Source organism: Gemmatimonadota bacterium (genome assembly GCA_016713785.1).
Lineage (GTDB): Bacteria > Gemmatimonadota > Gemmatimonadetes > Gemmatimonadales > GWC2-71-9 > JADJOM01.
This window is the reverse complement of sequence record JADJOM010000003.1, coordinates 2,234,455-2,253,460: the sequence shown is the minus strand read 5'-3', so window position 1 is coordinate 2,253,460 and position 19,006 is coordinate 2,234,455. Positions and strand designations below refer to the sequence as shown.

Annotated in this window: 20 protein-coding genes and 1 pseudogene; 15 read left to right on the top strand and 6 right to left on the bottom strand. The window is 72.7% G+C overall.

Annotated elements, in window-relative coordinates; all coding sequences use genetic code 11:
• Positions 1 to 12: 12 nt before the first annotated feature.
• Complete coding sequence (locus IPJ95_18205; GenBank protein MBK7925535.1) at positions 13 to 954, bottom strand: hypothetical protein; 942 nt, start codon at positions 952 to 954, stop codon at positions 13 to 15.
• A gap of 151 nt (positions 955 to 1,105) precedes the next feature.
• Between IPJ95_18205 and IPJ95_18200 the strand changes: the two genes are divergently transcribed.
• The 4 genes from IPJ95_18200 to IPJ95_18185 are packed head-to-tail and all read left to right on the top strand — an operon-like array spanning position 1,106 to position 5,254.
• On the top strand, positions 1,106 to 1,972 hold the full coding sequence (locus IPJ95_18200; protein MBK7925534.1) for an ABC transporter permease: 867 nt from the start codon (positions 1,106 to 1,108) through the stop codon (positions 1,970 to 1,972).
• Positions 1,969 to 3,144: an ABC transporter permease gene (locus tag IPJ95_18195; GenBank protein ID MBK7925533.1), complete on the top strand. Its 1,176-nt coding sequence runs from the start codon at positions 1,969 to 1,971 to the stop codon at positions 3,142 to 3,144. The genes IPJ95_18200 and IPJ95_18195 overlap by 4 nt, the downstream gene beginning before the upstream one ends.
• Positions 3,141 to 3,821, top strand: coding sequence for an ABC transporter ATP-binding protein (locus IPJ95_18190; protein MBK7925532.1), 681 nt, complete (start codon positions 3,141 to 3,143; stop codon positions 3,819 to 3,821). Before IPJ95_18195 ends, IPJ95_18190 begins: the two co-directional genes overlap by 4 nt.
• Complete coding sequence (locus IPJ95_18185) at positions 3,818 to 5,254, top strand: hypothetical protein (GenBank protein ID MBK7925531.1); 1,437 nt, start codon at positions 3,818 to 3,820, stop codon at positions 5,252 to 5,254. The genes IPJ95_18190 and IPJ95_18185 overlap by 4 nt, the downstream gene beginning before the upstream one ends.
• A gap of 80 nt (positions 5,255 to 5,334) precedes the next feature.
• On the opposite strand, the gene IPJ95_18180 is transcribed toward IPJ95_18185, so the two are convergent.
• The 3 genes from IPJ95_18180 to IPJ95_18170 are packed head-to-tail and all read right to left on the bottom strand — an operon-like array spanning position 5,335 to position 9,982.
• Positions 5,335 to 5,871, bottom strand: coding sequence for a DinB family protein (locus tag IPJ95_18180; GenBank protein ID MBK7925530.1), 537 nt, complete (start codon positions 5,869 to 5,871; stop codon positions 5,335 to 5,337).
• Positions 5,871 to 7,340: a tetratricopeptide repeat protein gene (locus IPJ95_18175; protein ID MBK7925529.1), complete on the bottom strand. Its 1,470-nt coding sequence runs from the start codon at positions 7,338 to 7,340 to the stop codon at positions 5,871 to 5,873. The genes IPJ95_18180 and IPJ95_18175 overlap by 1 nt, the downstream gene beginning before the upstream one ends.
• Positions 7,337 to 9,982, bottom strand: coding sequence for a hypothetical protein (locus IPJ95_18170; protein MBK7925528.1), 2,646 nt, complete (start codon positions 9,980 to 9,982; stop codon positions 7,337 to 7,339). The genes IPJ95_18175 and IPJ95_18170 overlap by 4 nt, the downstream gene beginning before the upstream one ends.
• A gap of 39 nt (positions 9,983 to 10,021) precedes the next feature.
• Between IPJ95_18170 and IPJ95_18165 the strand changes: the two genes are divergently transcribed.
• On the top strand, positions 10,022 to 10,402 hold the full coding sequence (locus IPJ95_18165) for a nuclear transport factor 2 family protein (GenBank protein ID MBK7925527.1): 381 nt from the start codon (positions 10,022 to 10,024) through the stop codon (positions 10,400 to 10,402).
• Here IPJ95_18165 and IPJ95_18160 read toward each other — a convergent pair.
• Positions 10,399 to 10,872: a hypothetical protein gene (locus tag IPJ95_18160; GenBank protein MBK7925526.1), complete on the bottom strand. Its 474-nt coding sequence runs from the start codon at positions 10,870 to 10,872 to the stop codon at positions 10,399 to 10,401. The genes IPJ95_18165 and IPJ95_18160 overlap by 4 nt on opposite strands.
• Positions 10,873 to 10,898: 26 nt before the next feature.
• Here IPJ95_18160 and crcB point away from each other — a divergent pair, with 26 nt between their 5' ends.
• The 8 genes from crcB (at position 10,899) to IPJ95_18120 (ending at position 16,583) form a co-directional block, all read left to right on the top strand.
• A complete protein-coding gene (crcB, locus tag IPJ95_18155) occupies positions 10,899 to 11,276 on the top strand; it encodes a fluoride efflux transporter CrcB (protein MBK7925525.1) in 378 nt (125 codons plus the stop codon).
• A gap of 149 nt (positions 11,277 to 11,425) precedes the next feature.
• On the top strand, positions 11,426 to 13,231 hold the full coding sequence (locus IPJ95_18150; protein ID MBK7925524.1) for an NAD+ synthase: 1,806 nt from the start codon (positions 11,426 to 11,428) through the stop codon (positions 13,229 to 13,231).
• 168 nt (positions 13,232 to 13,399) lie between these two features.
• Positions 13,400 to 13,858: an acyl-CoA thioesterase gene (locus IPJ95_18145; GenBank protein ID MBK7925523.1), complete on the top strand. Its 459-nt coding sequence runs from the start codon at positions 13,400 to 13,402 to the stop codon at positions 13,856 to 13,858.
• Positions 13,855 to 14,700, top strand: coding sequence for a patatin-like phospholipase family protein (locus IPJ95_18140; GenBank protein MBK7925522.1), 846 nt, complete (start codon positions 13,855 to 13,857; stop codon positions 14,698 to 14,700). The genes IPJ95_18145 and IPJ95_18140 overlap by 4 nt, the downstream gene beginning before the upstream one ends.
• A gap of 104 nt (positions 14,701 to 14,804) precedes the next feature.
• On the top strand, positions 14,805 to 15,212 hold the full coding sequence (locus tag IPJ95_18135; GenBank protein MBK7925521.1) for a CBS domain-containing protein: 408 nt from the start codon (positions 14,805 to 14,807) through the stop codon (positions 15,210 to 15,212).
• Between the two features lies 1 nt (position 15,213).
• On the top strand, positions 15,214 to 15,642 hold the full coding sequence (locus IPJ95_18130; protein ID MBK7925520.1) for a DUF2203 domain-containing protein: 429 nt from the start codon (positions 15,214 to 15,216) through the stop codon (positions 15,640 to 15,642).
• On the top strand, positions 15,639 to 16,085 hold the full coding sequence (locus tag IPJ95_18125; GenBank protein MBK7925519.1) for a DUF2269 family protein: 447 nt from the start codon (positions 15,639 to 15,641) through the stop codon (positions 16,083 to 16,085). The genes IPJ95_18130 and IPJ95_18125 overlap by 4 nt, the downstream gene beginning before the upstream one ends.
• Positions 16,086 to 16,268: 183 nt before the next feature.
• Entirely contained in the window at positions 16,269 to 16,583 is a 315-nt protein-coding gene (locus IPJ95_18120; protein MBK7925518.1) for a four helix bundle protein, read from the top strand.
• Positions 16,584 to 16,976: 393 nt separating this feature from the next.
• On the opposite strand, the pseudogene IPJ95_18115 reads toward IPJ95_18120, so the two are convergent.
• Positions 16,977 to 17,381 (bottom strand): annotated as a pseudogene (locus IPJ95_18115) (A/G-specific adenine glycosylase).
• A gap of 31 nt (positions 17,382 to 17,412) precedes the next feature.
• Between IPJ95_18115 and IPJ95_18110 the strand changes: the two are divergent.
• A complete protein-coding gene (locus IPJ95_18110) occupies positions 17,413 to 18,198 on the top strand; it encodes an ABC transporter permease (GenBank protein ID MBK7925517.1) in 786 nt (261 codons plus the stop codon).
• A 52-nt stretch (positions 18,199 to 18,250) separates the two neighbouring features.
• Entirely contained in the window at positions 18,251 to 19,003 is a 753-nt protein-coding gene (locus IPJ95_18105) for an ATP-binding cassette domain-containing protein (GenBank protein MBK7925516.1), read from the top strand.
• The last annotated feature ends 3 nt before the right edge of the window (positions 19,004 to 19,006 follow it).

The window sequence follows — 19,006 nt, the reverse complement described above, 5'->3', positions numbered from 1 at the left end:
CGGTAGCGGGGGTTATTCCCGGATGGCGCCGAGCATGCGGACCAGCCGCTGCAGGCGGGCCTCGCGCAGTTCGTCGGTGTGCGGGGTGTAGGCCCGGTCGATGAGCTTGATGACCCGCTTCTGCTCCTCCGGCGGCAGGTGCTTCCAGTCGGCGAGCGACTGCCAGATGGGCTCGTGCTCGGCGAACAGCCGCGAGAGGTAGAGCTCCACCCCCCAGCGCCCGGAGTCGAGGTGGTGATCGAGGTGGGGCCCGGTGGCCACCCACTCGAGCGCCGGGCCGATGGAGACCGCGCGGTCCACGTCCTCGACGTCCAGCACGCCATCGACCACCAGCTGGATGCACTCCCGCCACACCGCCGCCGAGAGCCGCCCCGCCAGGTTGCCAGGCACTTCCTTCTTGAGCACCACCGGCGCCCGGCCCAGCATGCTGAGCCAGAACCGGATGTCTTCCACGCAGGCCGGGTCGGTGTGCGGGCTCGGCACCACCTCCACCAGCGGGATGAACTCCACCGGGGTCTGGGGGTGCGCCACCAGGAACCGGTCGGGCCGCTCCAGCCGACTGGAGAGGGCGGTGGGGCCGTGGGCGCTGGCGCTGCTGGTGATGATCGCCGCGCGCCGCGCCACCTGCTCCGTCAGCTGCAACGCCTTGACCTTGACCTGCAGCTCGTCCGGCACCGCCTCGATGATCCAGTCCGCCTCGCCCACCGCCTGCAGCAGGCTGCGGCCCACCACCATCTGGTTGAGCGCCACCTCCGCCACGGTCGGGTCGGCGCGCTTGAGCCGCAGCAGCGCCACCACCCGGTCGGCAATGGCGTCGGCCGCCCGCGCCAGGGCGTCGGCGTCCGCGTCGTAGATGGTGATGGGCCACCCCGCCGCGATGCAGAGCGCGGACCAGCCCCGGCCGATCTCTCCGGCCCCAACCACGGAAACCCGCGGCGTCTCGAATCGTGTCATGGGTGTGACACTACACTAACGTTGAACCGGTCCCCCGCCAAGAGTGGGTAGATTGCCCGCTCCGTGGCGCGGTGACCGAGCGCCCCTCGGGAGCGGCGACGCCGCGACCCGGGCGCGAGGGAATCCCCTTGGGGACGGGTCGGCGTCTCGAGTGTGGAGGTGGGACCTGCAAATCTGGACGTTCATCGCCCTGGCACTGGCAACCGGCCTGGACAGCACCGCACTCCCCCAGCCGCCGAGCCGCCGAGCCGACGAGCCGTCTCCCATCGCCCTCGAGCGCCGGCTGGCCGCCGCCCTCGGCGCGCAGGTGGGCGACACCCTGGACCTCGGCATCGAAGCCGGGGCCCTCGACCGCCGGGTGGTGGTGGCCGCCATCTACGAGCCCAGCGCCGATCCCTCCACCATCACCCGGCGCGACTACCACCTCCGCTTCCACCTTCCCGACCTGGCCGCGCTGCTCGGTGCCCCGGACCGGGTGGACCGCTTCGGGGTGGCGCTCCGGCCCGGCGTGGCGCCCGCCGCCGCGGCCGCCGAGCTCAACACGGTGGCCTTCGGCTTCCGTGCCTACCCCTCCGCCGAGATCGCCCGCGAATCGTCGCAGACGTTCCGGGTGGTGAGCCGCTTCCACGACGCCATCGCCGTGATCTCGGTGGTGGCGAGCGCCATCTTCCTCCTCTGCATCATGCTGCTCAAGGTCGAGGAGCGGCGCCGCGACGCGGCAGTCATGCGCTTCACCGGCATCAGCCGGCTCACGATCTTCCTGGCCCTGCTGCTCGAGGCCATCCTGGTGGCCGCGGTGGGATCGGTGCTCGGCGTGCTCCTCGCCGCCGCCGCGAGCGCCGCGACCAACCTGTACTACCAGCGCTTCTTCGACACCACGCTGGTCTTCTCGGTGGTGACCCCCGCGATCATCCGCTTCAGCGTGGCCCTGTCGCTGGGACTCGGGCTCCTGGCCGGCGCGCTCGCGGCGTGGCGGCTGGTGCGGACCAGCCCGCAGATCCTGTGGGGACGGGGATGATCCGCAACCTGTTCCGTCACCCGGTCCGCACCCTGCTCGCCATTGCCGGCATCATGGTGACCACCGCCATGCTGCTCGACATGGTGCTGCTGGCCGGCGGGATCGAGCGGTCATTCGCGCAGCTCCTGCTGGGGCGCGGGTACCAGATCCGGATCTCCCCCAAGGGCACGCTGCCCTTCGATTCCGAGGCGACGATCCCCGACGCCGCGGGCGTGGCCCGCGTGGTGGCGGCCGATCCCGCCGTGACCTCGGTGGGCGCCGCGCTCGGCACGGCGATCTACGCGCGCCGCGGCGACTCGCTGGTGACGCTCTTCGGCAACGGCATCGATCCCGCCGCCCAGGCGGTGTACCAGGTGGAGGAGGGCGCCGATCTCGCCCCGGGCGACAGCACCGGCCTGCTCCTGAGCCCCCCCGCCGCCGCGCTCCTCGGCGCCCGCCTCGGCGACACGCTCACCCTGGTGAGCCGGCTCGACCCGCAGGTGGCGCTGGCGGGCACCGAGCGGCGGCTGGTGGTCCGCGGCACGGTGCGCTGGCTCTACGACTATCGCGGGCAGCCCTCCATCGGCACCCTGGTGCCGGTGCTGCAGGCGCTCGCGGGGAACCGCGCCGAGGACCGGGTGTCGCTCTTCGTGGTGCGGGTGCGCGACGACACGCTCGCCGCGGCGGCCACGGCGCGGCTCCGGGCCGCGCTCCCCACCCTCGAGGTGAACAGCGTGGCCGACCTCGTCATCCGCTTCCGGGAGCGGCTGGTCTACTTCCGCCAGCTCTCCTACATCCTCGGCGTGATCAGCCTGGGCGTGACGGTGCTGCTGGTCTCCACCCTGATGACCATCACCGTCAACGAGCGGCTGGGCGAGATCGCCACCCTGCGCGCCATCGGCATCGCGCGGGGCACCATCGTCCGTGGCGTGATGCTGGAGGGCGCGCTGCTCACCCTGATCGGCGGGCTGCTCGGCACCGGCCTCGGGGTGCTCACCGCGCGGTTCCTCGACCGGATCCTCACCAGCTTTCCCGGCCTCCCGGCCGCCATCTCGTTCTTCGTCCCCGAGCCGCGGAGCCTCGCGGTGGCCGCGCTGGTGCTGGTGAGCACCGGCATCCTCGCCGGCGCCTATCCCGCGCTGGTCGCGGCCCGGGCGCCGATCGCGGCCACGCTCCGCACGGAGGCCACCTGAGCACGCTCATCGCCACCGACCTCGCCAAGGACTACCCGATGCACGGCGAGGTGGTGCACGCCCTCCGGGGCGTCTCGCTCACCATCCGCCCCGGCGACTACGCGGCCATCGTGGGGCCGAGCGGCTGCGGCAAGTCCACCCTGCTGCAGCTGCTGGGGGGCATCGACACCCCGAGCCGCGGCACGGTGGAGATCGGCGGCGTGGTGCTCGGCGCGCTCCCCGACCGCGCCCTTACCCGGCTCCGCCTCACCCGGCTCGGCTTCGTGTTCCAGCGCTTCCACCTGCTGCCGGTGCTCACCGCGCAGGAGAACGTGGAGCTGCCGATGGCGGAGGCGGGGCTGGACCGGGACGCGCGCCGCGCCCGCGCCCGCGAGCTGCTCGACTACGTGGGCCTCGGCGCGCGCGCGGGCCACCGCGCCACCCAGCTCTCCGGCGGCGAGATGCAGCGGGTGGCCATCGCCCGCGCGCTCGCCAACCGGCCGGCGCTCATCCTGGCCGATGAGCCCACCGGGGAACTCGACGCCGCCACCGGTCGCGGCATCCTCGACCTGTTCCGCCGCCTGGCGCTCGACGGCACCACCCTGGTGGTGGTGACCCACGACGAGCGCCTCGCCGCCGAGGCGGGCCGCGTGGTCCACATGCTCGACGGCCGGATCTCCGCCGACACCGTCCGATGATCACCATCCTGGCCTTCCGCCACCTGCTGGTGAAGAAGGGCCGCTCGCTCTTCCTCCTGCTCGGCTACGGGCTGGGGGTCGGGGTGATGATCGTGCTGCTCTCGGTGGGGCAGGCCATGCTGGAGCAGTCGCAGGACGTGTCGCTGGTGGGGGGCGGCGAGCTGACCGTGCTGCCGCAGGGCATCGACGTCGAGGCGATGCGCACCGGCGGGGTGAGCGGGATGTTCTTCGGGATCGCGCGGGCGCGGTTCCTCACCCGCCAGCTGCTCGGCGGCGCGCGCCACGCCGCGCGGGTGGCGGCGGTCTCCCCCGCGCTCGAGAACAAGCTGGTGTACCTCCGCCACGGCGCGCGCTCCGTGGTGGCGCGGGCCGGCGGCGAGATCCCGAGCCGCGCCGCGGCGCTGGGCGCCGGGCTCAAGCTCCGCGCCGGCCGCTGGGCCGATCACGCCGCCGATTCCGCCTGGCTCGCGCCCACCCCCGGCCAGCTCTACGACGAACTCGACCGCTTCCACCTGCCGACCACCCCCGACTCCACCTGGGGGGAGTGGCACTACTTCAACGTGGCCGCCGGTCCCGACGAGTGGTGGTACATCACCTACCTGGTCGGCGGCGCGGTGCCCACCGGCCGCTGGGGCGGGCAGCTGCTGGTGACCCACCGCCAGCCCGGCGGCCGCTACACCCGCTACAGCGCCAGCTTCCCGTCGGACTCGGTGGTGTTCGATACCACCCGCGCCGACCTCACCCTCGGCGGCAACACCGTGCGCCAGGCCGATGGCCGCTACACCCTCGAGGCCGCCAGTGGCGGCCCCGGCGGCGCGCTCCGCCTGTCACTCACCGTGGTGCCGGCGCCCCATCGCTTCTTCCCGCCGGTGGAGCTGCGCGAGGGGGCGTCCCCCTCCGGCTACGTGGTGCCCGCGCTCGCCGCCACCGCGAGCGGGCGCATCTGTGTCGGGGCGCGCTGCACCACCCTGGCCGGCGCGCCCGCCTACCACGACCACAACTGGGGCGTGTGGCGCAACGTGACCTGGGACTGGGGTGCCGCCAGCGGCGCGCGGTTCAACATCCTCTACGGCGCGGTGTACGCCCCGGAGGACACCCTCACCCGCACCGGTGCGCCGCCCATCTTCGTGGCGCTGGTGGATTCGCTGGGCGTGCGGCAGATCCTGCGCTCCCACGTGGTGCGCTACGACGGGCGCCTTCCCGGCCGGGGCAACGTGGCCGTGCCCGCCCGCTTCGAGTTCCTCGCCGCCCGCGACGCCGACACCCTCCGCGTCCGTGCCACGATCCTCGACGCCCAGGCCACCCGCATGGGCGCGGGCGCCATGGGGCGCAGCTTCCTGCAGATGCGGGGGCGCTTTACGCTGGAGGGAACGGTGGCGGGAGCCGCGGTGGCCGACAGCGGGAGCGGGTTCTTCGAGACGTACGTGGAGTGACTGCGGGAAGCGGGAAGCGGGGGAGCGAGGCGGGTTCCAGCTTCGGTCCGTTTCCCGTTTCCCGTTTCCCCGGAGTTCTCTCATCCTCCCGTCGCCGCGTACTTCGCCCTCACCTCCCGCACCTGCTGCGCATGGCGCCGGGCGTGCGCGGCCAGCAGGATCATCCACTGCACCCCGTCGAGCATGCCCAGCATCGGGTGGGGCGAGCCGTAGCGCCGGAGGTCGGTGTCGGCGTGGGCCTCGACCCAGGCGATCTGCGCCTCGGTCGAGGCGGTGAACACCTGGGCGATCTCCTCCCGGCTGCTCCAGCGCCCCTTCGGGTTCACCATCTCGGGGGCGCGGACCGGCCGGCCGCCGGCGGCGAGGAACCGCGCGATGTCCTCGTCGCTGTGCTGCGGCTGCGCGGTGTCGGGGGTGAGGGGCTGCCCCAGCAGCTTGGCGCTGAACAGCCGCTCCACGCCGCGCTGCACGGTGCAGGTATGCTCCGCGATCTCGTACACCGACCAGCGGTCGGGGGCGGGCTTCCAGCCCCACTCGGACCGGGACGCGCCCTCGAGGGTGGCGAGGAACTCGGCGGTGGCGGCGCGCATCTCGCCGCAGTACGAATCGAGGCGCATCAGAGACCCAGCCTGAGGTTCAGGACCAGCGTGTAGTAGTCGAAGGCGCCCGTGGTGCTGCTGATGGCGCTGTGGGAGTATCCCAGGGCGAGCCCGGCCTCGTTGATGGTGGCCCAGCGGCGGGCCAGCCGGGCCTCGAGGTGCCCTTCGGCCTGCGCGGAACCGCCGCTCCCCACCTGCTGCACCCCGAGCCCGCCGGAGAGCCGGGTTTCCCAGCGCGACACCGCGTAGGTCCACGCCGCGCGCCCCTCCGCCACCAGGAACCGGTCGGGAGAGAAGTACCCCGTGCCCTTGCCGCGGTAGCTGAGCGAGCGGCCATACACCCCGATCGTGAGCCGCGGCGCCACCCGCTGGGTGAGCGCCACCACGGCGGAGGTCCGGCGGTTGTCGTCGGAGAGGAAGCCGATCCCGCCGCCCACCCCGAGCGAGAGCGACCGGGTCAGCTCCACGTCGCCGTCGGCCGAGAGGTCGTGGATGTCGAGGCCGCCGCCGATCAGCGCGGCGGTCTCGTCGAAGCTGGTGCGGGCGTACCCCACGCCGACCCCCGCGGTGGGGCTCAGCCGGAGCCCCAGCGCGGTGCGGACGGTGGCGGTGGAGCGGTCGATGCCGAAGTCGGACCGCAGCCGGCGGGCGCCGACCGCGCCGGTGAGCGAGAGGTCGCCACGCCACCAGGTGGCGCCGACTTCTCCGTGCACCCGGGTGCCGTCCTGCACCGGGTCGCTGGCCTCGAGGGCGCCGACCCCCGCGAACCCGCGCAGGCCATCCGCCACGATCAGCGAGGTGGTGACCGTCTGCCACGCGGTGTTGTTGTCGTCGGAGTCGTGCCCGAAGCCGAGCACCACCTCCACCCGGGGCCGGCTCAGCACCCGCGCCTGCCGCTGGATCGCCCGCGCCGCACGGTCCTCCGGCGCCACGGTCAGCGCCAGCGCGGCGTAGTGACTCGCCTCGTCGGGCCGTCCCTGCCACTGCCGCAGCTGCGCCAGCGCCACCAGCGCCTCGGCATCCGCCGGATCGGCCGCCACCAGCGCGCGGAACTCCCGGTCGGCCTCGGCGTGGCGGCCCGACCAGGCAAACGCCTGCGCCCGCCCGAACCGGGCGTCGCGGTGGCCGGGCTGCTCGGCCAGCAGCGAGTCGTAGCGCAGCGTGGCCTCGCGGTAGCGCCCCTGCCACGCCAGCACCTTCGCCTCCCACGCCCGCACGTCCGGCTCCGCCGGCTCCATCTCGCGTGCATCACGCAGCAGCGCCAGGGCCGAGTCGAGGCGGCCGTCCCACGCGGCGAGGATGCCGAGGCGGTACAGCCCGCGCACCCAGCCGGGGTTGTCGTGCAGCGCCCGTTCGTAGGCCCCCCGGGCGGCGGCGTACTCGCCCGCGGCCCACAGCGAGTCGGCGGTGGCCGACTGCGCGCGGAGCGCGGGCGCGGCGCACAGCAGGAGGGCCGCCGGCAGCAGGTGGCGCGGGGAGATCGTCATGGCCTGGACCACACCGCCTTGAGGGAGTCGTACACCGGCTTGAGGCGCTCATGATAGCGCGGGACGGTCCAGGTGGGCCACTCCCAGCTGGGGAAGTCGGCGGCGCCCCAGGTGCCATCCGGCCGCGCCGCGGGCAGGGTGGCCAGCAGCGCCGGTGCGGCACCCGGCGTGGCCGCCACCCGCGCCACCCCGATCCGGAACCCGTCGCTCCGCGCGGTGCCGATGTCGTCCCCGGCGCGCTCCTCGTACAGCAGGGTGGCGGTGGAGGGGTCGCTCACGTTGAGCAGGTTCCAGGGGAGGCGGAGCTGCAGCATCCCCGCCGCGCGGTCCCAGGTCCAGTCGCTCAGCGTGGACTGCGCCGCGGTGCCGTAGCGCAGCCGGCCGCGGTTGTGGCCCGAGGCGGGGAAGAAGCGCCCGTCCCGCGCAAAGCGGGCCCGGTTGGTGATGACGAACATCGAGTCGTAGCGGCCGTCGGCGAGCGCCGGGATGGTGATGGGGCGGCGGGCAAAGCGGCTGTAGTCGTCGCCCAGCGTGTCGATGGCCTCACCCCCCACGTACGGGCTGTACCCCGGCACGATCCGCAGCTCCGCGTCGGCGCTGTCGCGGAAGATCGCCGCGAACTCGAACCCGACCTCGCCGCTGAGCAGCCCGCCCGGCAGCGCGCGCTGGCCCAGGTCGCGGCGGTAGGTGTCGAGCGCGACGATCACGTCCTCGGTGGCCCAGGGGAACGGCTGCCCGGCCAGGTCGGGGAACTCCACCGCCAGGTAGAGGTACGACTCGTCGCTCCCCGCGCGCAGCGCCGGGCGCGCCCGCGCCTCCGCTCCCACCGGCGGGGCGGGGTAGGGCAGGGCGGGCATGCCCCGCCAGCGCGCCGCCGCGCCACCGAGCGGCCGCGCCGCCGTGTCGCTCCCGGCGTACATCCCGAGGATGCCGTAGTGCTGCTCGGCGTCCTCGACGTTGTGCCACTGCCGGGTGTTCTCCAGCGGGCGCTCGTACTCGAGCACCAGCCAGTTCTTCTTGAACCACTCGTCGATCCAGGCAAAGATGATCCCGCCCGCGGCGCCGCTCTCCCGGATCTCGCGGGTCAGCCGGGCGTCGATGCGCGCCATGGCCACCTCGTCGTGGCCGCCGTGGTGCCAGCCCTGCGGCTGGAGGTGCGCCATGCCGCGGCTCGAGGGCACCCCGTACTCGGAGAGCAGCAGCGGCACCCCCCGGTGGTGCCGCTTGAGCTCGCGCAGGTAGCCGAAGTAGTTGGACCGGCCCGCGCGGGAGCGGGTCGTGTCGTACCCCGGGTCGTACAGCATGAAGTCGGGGTAGTAGGGATAGGCGTGGTAGCTCGCGAACCAGCCGGCGGGGTTCTTCGCGGTGGCGCGCACCGCCATGGCGTCGAGGCCGATGGCGTCGTTCTCGTACTCCGCCGGCGCGCGCGGCACCGGCCGCCCCACCCGGTCCCGCCAGGCCTGCTCCTCGTCCCCGGTGGATTCCGTGGGGTGGGTGAGCGGGTCGAGCGTGGGCCAGTTGGTGTAGGCAATCGGCCGGAGCGTGTTGTAGCGCTCCACCTCGTAGCGCAGCAGGTCGTCGCAGGCCTCCGCCATCCACGCGTCGATGTGGAGCGCGAAGCCCGTGGTCTCGAGGTAGCGGCCGCGGTAGCTGTCGCCCATGCCCCGGAACCGCGCCTCGAACGCCGCCACCGCGTAGGGCTCCCACTCCCGTCCGATGATGTACCCCAGGGTCCAGCGGGAGACGTCGGCGTCGTAGCGCCCGCCGGCGTGGCCCGGCCGCACCGGGATCTCGGCGTGGCCGTGCAGCAGGTCCACCACCCGCCGCATCTCCTGCCGGAACTCGCCGCTCCACGCCGCGTCGTTGAAGTCGTGCTCGGGCGGCAGCTCGGTCCACACCCCGTGCACCAGCCAGAGCGCCTGCGCCGGATGCGCCCGGTTCCAGGCGCGGAGCGCGCGGTAGAAGGCGGGCGGCAGGATGGTGTAGAGCCGCAGCGTGTTGGCGTGCATCCCCGCGATCAGGCGGAACCACCCGGCATAGGTGGCCGAGTCGGGGGGGAACTCCGAGGGGAACTTCCCCGGCAGCGCCACGCCCATGTTCACGCCGTTCACGTAGAACCGGCGCCAGCCGCCGGCCGTCGGGACCTCGAAGAAGTCGCCCCGGGTGCGGGCATCCACGCGCAGGGTGGCGGGCCGCCGCCCCGGCGTGCGCGAGACGGGGCGGTCCCAGTCGGGGTCGATCCGGGTGAGGAGGTCGCGGGTGGTGGAATTGTCGGGGTGCAGCCGGAGGGCGATGCGGCCGGCGGCGAGGGCCCCGGCGCGGTCGCCGCGACGCCAGCGGGTGAGCACCAGGCCATCCCAGGCGTCGCCGTTGAGCGAGTCGCGCCGGGTCACCAGCGCAAAGAGCGAATCCGCCGCCCCCGCCTGGTCCTGCCGGAGCAGCGCGTAGCCCAGGCCGACCTTGGCGTCGAGCTGGCCCTCGCAGAGCCGGTCAGCCTGCCGGAAGCGCTCCGCCGCCGTGGGGATGGAATCGGCCCGGTAGGCCGTCCATCCCGCCGCCACGAGGCGACCGGCGTCCGGGGGGCAGGGCGGGGCCTGGAGGGTCGCGCAGAGGACCAGCAGCGCATGTAGATTCGGGGCCATGAGCGGTCCCGAATCATACCCATGGAGTGAGTGCCACGCATGACTGACAGCACGGGTGACATCCGCGCGCTGGGCCGGACCCTGGTCGACGAATTCGGCCGCGGCTGGGCCAGGGGCAAGGTGGACGTGATGATGGGCGTCTTCGCGCCGGAACCGGTGTTCCAGGAGACGCCCTTCAGCGAGCCGCTGCGGGGGATGGACGCGGTGCGGGGCTACTGGGCCGACGTCCCGCTGCACCAGTCGGAGATCAGCTTCACCGCCGGCGAGATCTTCATCGTCGGCCCCTGGTTCGCCACCGAGTTCAAGTGCACCTTCCGCCGCCGCCGTACCGGCGAGTGGGTCGATGCCCGCGGCGCCATGTTCTGCGAGACCGCGGACGGCAAGGTCACCGAGATGCGGCTCTACTGGGACCGGCGCTAGGCCCCGCTGCCCTGACGGTGGCGCCGGGAATAGTCGAGGCCCCACTGCTCCAGCTCCGGCGCGCGGAGGCCCACCCGGCGCGCGATCACCAGGGCGTCGTCCTCTTCCATGTCATGGTCGAGGATCAGGTGCGGCAGCAGCGCCCCGCCCACCCGGTTGGCGCTGGCGCAATGGAAAAAGATCGTCTTGCCCGCGTGGCCGCGCAGCACGTCGAGGATCTCCGCCATCAGCTGGTCGCTGAGCGGCGCGGTTCCCACCGGGATGTTCACGTAGGACATCCCCCGCGTGGTCACCTCCCGGGGCTCGTCGTAGCCGCGTGGCTCGTGCGGGGCGCGGAGGTCGAGCACCACGGCGCAGCCCGAGTCCCGGAGCCCGTCGAGGTGGTGGAGGTCGGGCTGGCCGCCGGTCAGGACGGTCGGCAGGGCCTGGCAGGCGTTGAGGACGCCCTGGATCGCATCGAAGCTCGTCATGGGGCGGTAAACTAAGGACTCCCGGCATGATCTGGTACATCGCACTGGGCAGCGCCATCGGCGGCGTCCTCCGCTACCTCCTGGGCGGCTGGGTCCAGCGCCTCGCCGGCCCCGCGTTCCCCACCGGGACCCTCCTCGTCAACATCTCCGGCTCGCTCCTGCTCGGCTTCCTGCTCCGCTGGGCCAGCCATCCGCCGTCCCTGAGCGCCGAGGTGCGCGCCTTCCTGACGGTGGGGCTGTGCGGCGGCTACACCACGTTCTCCACCTTCAGCGCCGAGTCGGTGACGCTCATGCAGGATGGGCAGTGGGGCAAGGCCCTCACCTATGTCGGGGCCAGCGTGGCGCTCTCCCTCGCCGCGACCGCCGCCGGCTTCGCCCTCGGCACACCGCTGGCCAGCCGCTAGCCTCCGAGTGTCGCTCGGGGCGGCCCGCGCGGCGGACGCCCAGTCCCGCCCCACCCCTCCGCCCCGTCGGACGCCCGCCGTGCGGGCCCCCCCTCGCTTCCCCAGCCGCCGAGCCGCCGAGCTGCCCCACCGCCTGCTATCTTCCCCCCATGCTCCAGATCGCCATCGCGCAGTTCCGGCCCGACAAGGGCGAGTACGCCGCGAACCTCGCGCGCGCGGGCGAGGTGTTCCGCGCCGTCGCCGCCTGGGACGAGCCGCCGGCGCTGGTGGTGTTTCCCGAGGCCGCGCTCACCGGGTACTTCCTCGAGGGCGGGGTGCAGGAGCTGGCGCTCCCGGCCGAGCGGCTGTTCGAGGACCTGGCCCGGGTGCACCGGGAGAGCGGCGCCCCGCCGCTCGAGGTGTGCGTGGGCTTCTACGAGGTCTGGAACAGCCACCTCCACAACTCCGCGCTGTACGCCAGCCTGGGCGGCGCCGACGCCGGCATCCGGCACGTCCATCGCAAGGTGTTCCTGCCCACGTACGGCGTCTTCGACGAGGAACGCTTCGTGGAGCCGGGCCGCTCGGTGCAGGCCTTCGACACCCGCTTCGGCCGCGCGGCGATGCTGGTGTGCGAGGACGCCTGGCATTCCTTGGCCCCCACGCTCGCGGCGCTGGATGGCGCCCAGGTGATCCTGGTGCCGAGCGCCACGCCGGCCCGCGGCCTCGCGCCGCGCGCCGGCGGCTCCCGCCCCGCCAACCTCGACCGCTGGGACCGGCTGGCGCAGGGGATCGCGGAGGAGCACGGGGTGTACGTGGTGGTGTCGCACCTGGTGGGGTTCGAGGGGGGGAAGGGGTTCGCGGGGGGCTCCATCGTGGCGGGGCCGCGCGGCACGGTGCTGCTGCAGGCGCCGCTGTTCGAGCCGGCCACGGTGCCGGTGGCCCTCGACTTCGACGAGATCACCCGCGCCCGGGCCGAGGCGCCGCTGCTGTCGGACCTGCAGCTCCGGCTGCCGCACCTGCTCGGCGATGGGCGGCTGGGCGGCTGGGCGGTTCGTCCGGGGGGCGCTCCGGAGGGACCCTCGCGGGCCCCCACCAGTCCCCCGAACCGGCGAACCGCCGAACCGCCTCCCGCCGTGCCCCGCCCATCCGCCGGGGCCAGCGATCCCCTCGCCATCGATCCCGAGCTCACCCGGACGTGGCTGGTGGAGTTCCTCCGCGACGAGCTCACCCGCCGCCGCAAGTTCGGCAAGGCGGTGATCGGGCTCTCCGGCGGCGTGGACAGCGCGCTGGTGACCTTTCTGGCCGTCGAGGCGCTCGGCAAGGAGAACGTCACCGCCGTCCGCATGCCCTACCGCACCTCGAGCCCCGAGAGCCTGGCCCACGCGCAGCTGGTCATCGACCAGCTCGGCATCCCCAGCCGCACCGTGGACATCTCCGCCGGCGTCGACGGCATCGTGCAGGCCGTGGGCGGCGACTCCACCCCGGCGCGCCGCGGCAACGTCATGGCCCGGATGCGCATGATCACCCTCTTCGACCTCTCCGTGGAGCTCGGCGCCCTCCCCCTCGGCACCGGCAACAAGACCGAGCGGCTCTTCGGCTACTTCACCTGGCACGCCGACGACAGCCCGCCAGTCAATCCCATCGGCGACCTCTTCAAGAGCCAGGTCTGGGCCCTCGCCCGGCACCTGGGCGTCCCCGACGTCATCGTCACCAAGCCGGCCAGCGCCGACCTGATCCGTGGCCAGACCGACGAGGCGGACTTCGGCATCTCGTATCCCCGCGCCGACCTGATCCTCCACTGGCTGCTGCAGGGGTACCCGGCCGAGCAGGTCGTGCCCCGCGGCTTCACCCCGGCGGAGGTGGCCCTGGTGGAGCGGCGACTCGAATCCACCCACTGGAAGCGCCGCCTCCCCACGGTCGCCATGCTCTCGCAGACGGCGATCGGGGAGTATTATCTGAGGCCGGTGGATTACTAGGCGGTAGGGCGGTAGGGCGGTAGGGCGGTAGGGCGGTAGGGCGGTAGTGAGCCATCCCCCATCCCCCTTCCCCGTTCCCCCTTCCCCTCTTCCCGTTTCCCTCTTCCCGTTTCCCTCTTCCCGTTTCCCTCTTCCCGTTTCCCGTTTCCCTCTTCCCGCTCCCGGCCCATGCCCGACTCCCACCCGATGTCCTTCAGCAAGGCCGAGCTCACCACGCTCGTCATGCCGCACATGCAGAACGTGCTGGGCGACCTCTTCGGCGGGCACCTGCTCGCCATGGTGGACCAGGCGGCGGCGGTGGCGGCGATCCGGCACGCGGGCGGTCCGGCGGTGACGGCGAGCTTCGACCGGGTGGACTTCAAGGAACGGATCCCGGTGGGGGCGCTGGTCACCTGCCACGCCTCGGTGGACTACGTCGGGAACAGCTCGATGGACGTCTCGGTCGAGGTGTACTCCGAGAACGTGGCGAGTGGCGAACGGCGGCACACCCACACCGCGCGGGTGGTCTTCGTGGCCATCGACGACACGGGGGAGCCGCGCCGGGTGCCCCGGCTGGTGCCGGAGACGCCCGAGGAGCAGGCCCGGCACGAGCGGGCGCGGCGGCACCGGGAGGAGCGGAAGCGGTGAGCCCGGCGGGGATCACCCTCGTCTGCGGGGGCGGTGGCGCCAAGGCGGCGGCGCACATCGGGGCGCTGCGCGCCCTCGAGGAGGCGGCGCTGGTGCCCACCCGCTTCTTCGGCACCTCGATGGGGTCGGTCTTCGCGGCGCTCTTTGCCTGCGGGGTGACGGCGCCGCAGGCGCTGGAGAAGATCGCCACCCTGGGCGAGCGGGAGATCGTGCAGACCGACCCCTTCGCCATCTTCAAGGGGCTGTGGGCCCGGGCGCTGCTCAAGCCGGAGCCGTTCCGCGCCGCGCTGGCGCGACTGGTCCCGGCGCGCCGCTTCGGGGAGCTGGTCCACCCGCTCACCGTCACCGCGGTGGCGCTCGACAACGGGGAACTCGCGCTGTTCGGGGACGGCGGCCGCGAGGCGCCGCTGCTCGACGCCCTCTACGCCAGCTGCGCCCTGCCGCTCTTCCTGCCGGCGGCGGAGATCGGGGGGCGGCGCTACGCCGATGGCGGGCTCCGCGCCGTGGTGCCGCTCGAGGCCGCCGCCATCCCGCCGGCCCGCCTGGTGGTGGCGGTGGACGTGGGCCCCGGCTTCGACGAGCTGGCCCAGCCCGGCCCGCCCAGCGGCCTCCCCCCGGTGGTCGACGCCCACAACGAGGCGCTCGGCATCCTGATGTCGGGACAGACCGCCGCGCAGTTCGCGCTGTGGCGCGCCAGCCCCAACCGGCCGCCGCTGCTGCACGTCCGGCCCCGCACCCGCCGCGGCTCCACGTTCAAGGTGGACCAGGTCCGGAGTTACGTCGAGGAAGGGTACGTGGCCACGCGCGCGGCGCTCGCGGGCTTGAATTCGGGGCCCGGATGAGCAAATTGCGGCCGTAGCGTGCCTGCCGCCATTCCGGCCCGGGGCCGTCCGCGGGCAGGATTCCCCCCAGGGCGCGCCCTTCCACTCCTTCAACCGGCTGAGCAATGAAAGCCTCCGACGCCATGGTGCCCAACCCCTTCGTGGCGGTGGCGAATGCCTCCGCGAGCGAAGTGGCGATCATGTTCCGGACCCGCAACATCTCCGTGGTGCCGGTGGTCGACGACCACCGCGCCCGCCGGTTCCTGGGGTGCCTGAGCGACCGCGACCTCGTCACCCGCTGCCTGGCCATGGGGCAGGACCCCCAGACCACCCGCGCCGACGAGATCATGCGCACCGACAGCTCGGTGGTGGGCCCCGACACCGAGCTCGACGGCTTCGCCATCTACCTCAACCAGGATCCCAGCGAGTCGCACCTGCGGCCCACCATCACGGTGGTGGACTCCGAGCACCGGGTCATCGGCTTCATCAGCCACCCGGAGCAGGTCGCCGGGATCCGGATCGTGTGGCGCTAGCATGACCGGGCCCCGCATCTTCACCGTCCGCGAGGCCACCGCCACCCTGCCGCTGGTGCGGCGGGTGGTCGGCGAGCTGCTCCTCGCGCACCCGCGGTGGAAGGAGCTGGTGGCCCGCTACGAGCTGCTGTGCGCGCCGCGGCGGGCGGAGCAGGGGGAGTCCGAGGAGATCCAGGCGCTGCGCGAGGCGGCCAGCCGCGAGGCCATCCGCATCAACGACTGCCTGGTGGAACTCGAGTCCATCGGCTGCGTCTTCAAGGGCTTCGAGGCGGGACTGGTGGACTTCTACGCCCTGCGCGAGGACCGGCTGGTCTTCCTCTGCTGGCACCACGGCGAGGACCGGATCGCGCACTGGCACGAAGTGGACGGCGGCTTCGACGGGCGCCAGCCCCTCGACGAACTCATGCTCATGGAAACGGTGGCCGGATGACGCTCTCCTACCTTGCCCACATCCTCGGATTCACCCTCTGGCTCGGCGGCGGCATCGCCGCGATGCTCATCGGCATCCGCGGGCGCAAGGAAGAGCGGGCCACCCAGGCGGTCATCGTGCGCATGCTGCACGGCATCCACCGCACCCTGATGCTCCCCGGCATCATCCTCACCATCCTCTCCGGCTTCCACCTGAGCGTCCCCGCCGCCCGGCAGGCCTCGCCCAGCTCCTGGCTCATGGCCATGCAGCTCTTCGGCGTCATCGCCGCGCTGCTGGTGCTCTTCGTCTCCCTCCCCGCGCTGGGCCGCCTCACCCGCATGTCGCCCACCGGCGACTCCGCCCCGCTCTTCGACGCGCTGCGCAAGCGCCAGTCGATGGCCGGGATGATCGCCGGCAACCTGGGACTCATCGCCCTGCTGGCGGGGGTGTTGCACAAGTACTAGGACGGTGGGAAGCGGGAAGCGGGAAGCGGGAAGCGGGAAGAGGGAAGAGGGAAGAGGGAAGAGGGAAGAGGGAAGAGGGAAACGGAACGGCGTGCGTTGATGTGGTGCCTGCAGGGCGGCCGCCCCGCTTCACCATGTGGCATGCACGGTCATCGCTCGCTCCGGGCCTGGCGGTCTGCCCGCGTGGTATCCCGCGAGTGTTTCCTCCTCGCCCGCGACTGCTGGGTGCCATGGGCCACGGCCCTGTTCGGACAGCTCCAGCGGTCCGCGCTCTCCGTGCAACTGAATATCGCCGAAGGGTGGAGCTTCGGTCCCGGCGCGAACTACACCCGCCACCTCGGTATTGCCTACGGCTCCGCGGTGGAGACCGCCGAGCTGCTCGACCTCGCCCGGGAGCTGGCCCTCATCCCCGCCGAGCGGCTCGGTCCCATCGCTGAGATGAACCAGCTCTCGCGACGGCTCCTCCAGGGACTACTCAGATCCCGTCGCCCGCTCTAGCCTTCTGCCCCGCTTCCCGCACTCCCTCGCGCCCGAGTCGCCGCTGCGCGGCTCCTGAAGGGCGCTCGGTCGCCGCTTCCCGCTTCCCTTCTTTCCTGTCCTGCACACCGCCCGCACCGGGCACACTTCGCACTTCGCCACCCGCGCCGTGCACACCAGCGCCCCCAGCTCCATGATCGCCTGGTTGAATGTCCAGGCCGCGTTCCCCGCGCGCGGCTGCAGCCCCGCGCCGATCTCCCAGATCCGGTGCTCCCGCGCCGCCGCGCCTGCCGCCGCACCCCGTTTCCCTTTTCCCCTTTCCCGTTTCCCGGCCTTCGCCGGTCGGGCCCTGGGCATGAACGCCCGTTGAATCACCCGTCCAACGTTCGTATCCACCGCCGGATGCGCCTGTTCGAAGGCAAAGGTGGCCACCGCGCCGGCGGTGTAGCGGCCCACCCCGGGCAGCCGGCGCAGCGCCGCGGGATCATCGGGCAGCACCCCGGCGTGCTCCGTCACCACCACCTGCGCCAGCCGGTGCAGGTGCATGGCGCGGCGGTAGTAGCCGAGGCCCTGCCAGGTCTCGCGCACCTGCCCGGGTGGGGCGGCGGCCAGGGCGTGGATGGTGGGGTAGCGGTCCAGGAAGCGGGGGAAGTACTCGGTCACCCGGCTCACCTGGGTCTGCTGCAGCATGAACTCCGAGACCAGCACCTGGTACGGGTCGCGGGTGCGGCGCCAGGGGAGGTCGCGGCCCTTGCGCCGGAACCAGCGCATCAGTCGCTGGCGGAAGGCCCGCATCTCGGGGGTGGACTTGGGGGGCATGGGGGGGCAAGATATTAGGGCCACGGGCCTCATGACTACGACCACGTTCGACCTCCGCCGCCCCCTCGGGCGCCTCGTCCTCACTGGGCTGGCTCACGTGGGCCGGCTGAGCCTGCTCGTGGCCGAGATGGTGCGGGGCCTCTCCGAGTGGCGGGTCTGGTTCCCCCGGACCATCATCGAGGCGTGGAACATCGGCGTGGGCAGCCTGCCGATCATCCTCCTGGTGGCCGGTTTTGCCGGCGCCGTCACCGCCCTGCAGACCGGCTACCAGTTCAGCGGCAACATCCCCTACTACGTGGCCGGCTCCCTGATCGTGGAGTCGGTGGTGCTGGAGCTGGGGCCGGTGCTCACCGGCCTCATCCTGGCCGGCCGCATCGGGGCCCGCTACGCCGCCGAGCTCGGCACCATGCGGGTCACCGAGCAGATCGACGCCCTCGAGACCCTGGGCCGCTCCCCGGCGAGCCACCTGGTGATCCCCCGGGTGCTCGCCGGCCTGGTGATGATCCCGGTGCTCACCGTCATCGCCAACGTCACCGGCATCTACTCCGGCTGGGTGGCGGTGCAGGCGGTGCTGCCGGTGACCGACTACGACTTCACCTACGGCGCCCGCATCTTCTGGCGCCCCTTCGACGCCTACTACTCCGTCATCAAGGGCTTCTCCTTCGCCGTGTGCATCACGGTGACCTCGTGCTACTTCGGCTTCAGCACCGAGCAGGGCGCCGAGGGGGTGGGGAAGGCCACCACCAGCGCCGTCGTCGCGAGCTGCGTGATGATCCTGCTGCTCGATACCCTGCTGGCCAAGCTGCTGCTGCACTGATGACCGGGAACCGCGTGCGCACGCTTCCCGCTTCCCGCTTCCCGGCGGTTCGATGATCGAACTCCAGGGCGTCAAGAAGCGCTTCGGCCAGCAGGTCGTCCTCGACGGCGTGGACTTCACCGTCCAGGACGGCGAGACGCTCGCCCTGCTCGGCCCCTCGGGCACCGGCAAGAGCGTCCTGCTCAAGCACATCGTGGGGCTGATCCACCAGGACGCCGGCACCGTGACCGTCGACGGCAAGGACGTGGCGAAGCTCAAGCGCGACGACCTGCGCGCGCTCCGTTCCACCATCGGCTACGTCTTCCAGAACGGCGCCCTGTTCGACTCCATGACCGTCTTCGAGAACATCCGCCTGGGCATCACCGACGACGAGAAGTACCGGGACGAGGACTACTGCCACGAGCGGGTGCACCGCTGCCTGGGCCTGGTGAACCTCACCGCCGAGACCGGCGACAAGTACCCGGCCCAGCTCTCCGGGGGGATGCGCAAGCGGGTGGGCATCTCGCGGGCCATCGCGGGGAGTCCCAAGTACCTGCTGTACGACGAGCCCACCAGCGGCCTCGACCCGGTGAACTCGGACATCATCGACGAACTGGTGAAGACCCTCGCCAGCGAGCTTCACGTCACCAGCGTCATGGTGACCCACGACGTCCGCGGCGCCTTCAAGGTCGCGGACCGCCTGGCCCTGCTCACCCGGGGCAAGATCGTGCAGCAGGGGACGCCCGAGGAGTTCCGGGCGTCCACCGTCCCGGAAGTCCGCGAGTTCCTCGAGCGCGACTTCGGCACTCACCCCTTCGCCGCCTGAGCC

What these genes read in the sequence shown, in the direction of transcription:
- IPJ95_18180 (MBK7925530.1), bottom strand. Translation starts at nt 5,871, where the DNA reads ATGCGCCTCGATTCGTACTGCGGCGAGATGCGCGCCGCCACCGCCGAG.
- IPJ95_18185 (MBK7925531.1), top strand. Translation starts at nt 3,818, where the DNA reads ATGATCACCATCCTGGCCTTCCGCCACCTGCTGGTGAAGAAGGGCCGC.
- IPJ95_18170 (MBK7925528.1), bottom strand. Translation starts at nt 9,982, where the DNA reads ATGGCCCCGAATCTACATGCGCTGCTGGTCCTCTGCGCGACCCTCCAG.
- IPJ95_18145 (MBK7925523.1), top strand. Translation starts at nt 13,400, where the DNA reads ATGCCCGACTCCCACCCGATGTCCTTCAGCAAGGCCGAGCTCACCACG.
- IPJ95_18175 (MBK7925529.1), bottom strand. Translation starts at nt 7,340, where the DNA reads ATGACGATCTCCCCGCGCCACCTGCTGCCGGCGGCCCTCCTGCTGTGC.
- IPJ95_18125 (MBK7925519.1), top strand. Translation starts at nt 15,639, where the DNA reads ATGACGCTCTCCTACCTTGCCCACATCCTCGGATTCACCCTCTGGCTC.
- IPJ95_18110 (MBK7925517.1), top strand. Translation starts at nt 17,413, where the DNA reads ATGACTACGACCACGTTCGACCTCCGCCGCCCCCTCGGGCGCCTCGTC.
- IPJ95_18130 (MBK7925520.1), top strand. Translation starts at nt 15,214, where the DNA reads ATGACCGGGCCCCGCATCTTCACCGTCCGCGAGGCCACCGCCACCCTG.
- IPJ95_18165 (MBK7925527.1), top strand. Translation starts at nt 10,022, where the DNA reads ATGACTGACAGCACGGGTGACATCCGCGCGCTGGGCCGGACCCTGGTC.
- IPJ95_18160 (MBK7925526.1), bottom strand. Translation starts at nt 10,872, where the DNA reads ATGACGAGCTTCGATGCGATCCAGGGCGTCCTCAACGCCTGCCAGGCC.
- IPJ95_18135 (MBK7925521.1), top strand. Translation starts at nt 14,805, where the DNA reads ATGAAAGCCTCCGACGCCATGGTGCCCAACCCCTTCGTGGCGGTGGCG.
- IPJ95_18195 (MBK7925533.1), top strand. Translation starts at nt 1,969, where the DNA reads ATGATCCGCAACCTGTTCCGTCACCCGGTCCGCACCCTGCTCGCCATT.
- IPJ95_18205 (MBK7925535.1), bottom strand. Translation starts at nt 954, where the DNA reads ATGACACGATTCGAGACGCCGCGGGTTTCCGTGGTTGGGGCCGGAGAG.
- IPJ95_18150 (MBK7925524.1), top strand. Translation starts at nt 11,426, where the DNA reads ATGCTCCAGATCGCCATCGCGCAGTTCCGGCCCGACAAGGGCGAGTAC.
- IPJ95_18105 (MBK7925516.1), top strand. Translation starts at nt 18,251, where the DNA reads ATGATCGAACTCCAGGGCGTCAAGAAGCGCTTCGGCCAGCAGGTCGTC.
- crcB (MBK7925525.1), top strand. Translation starts at nt 10,899, where the DNA reads ATGATCTGGTACATCGCACTGGGCAGCGCCATCGGCGGCGTCCTCCGC.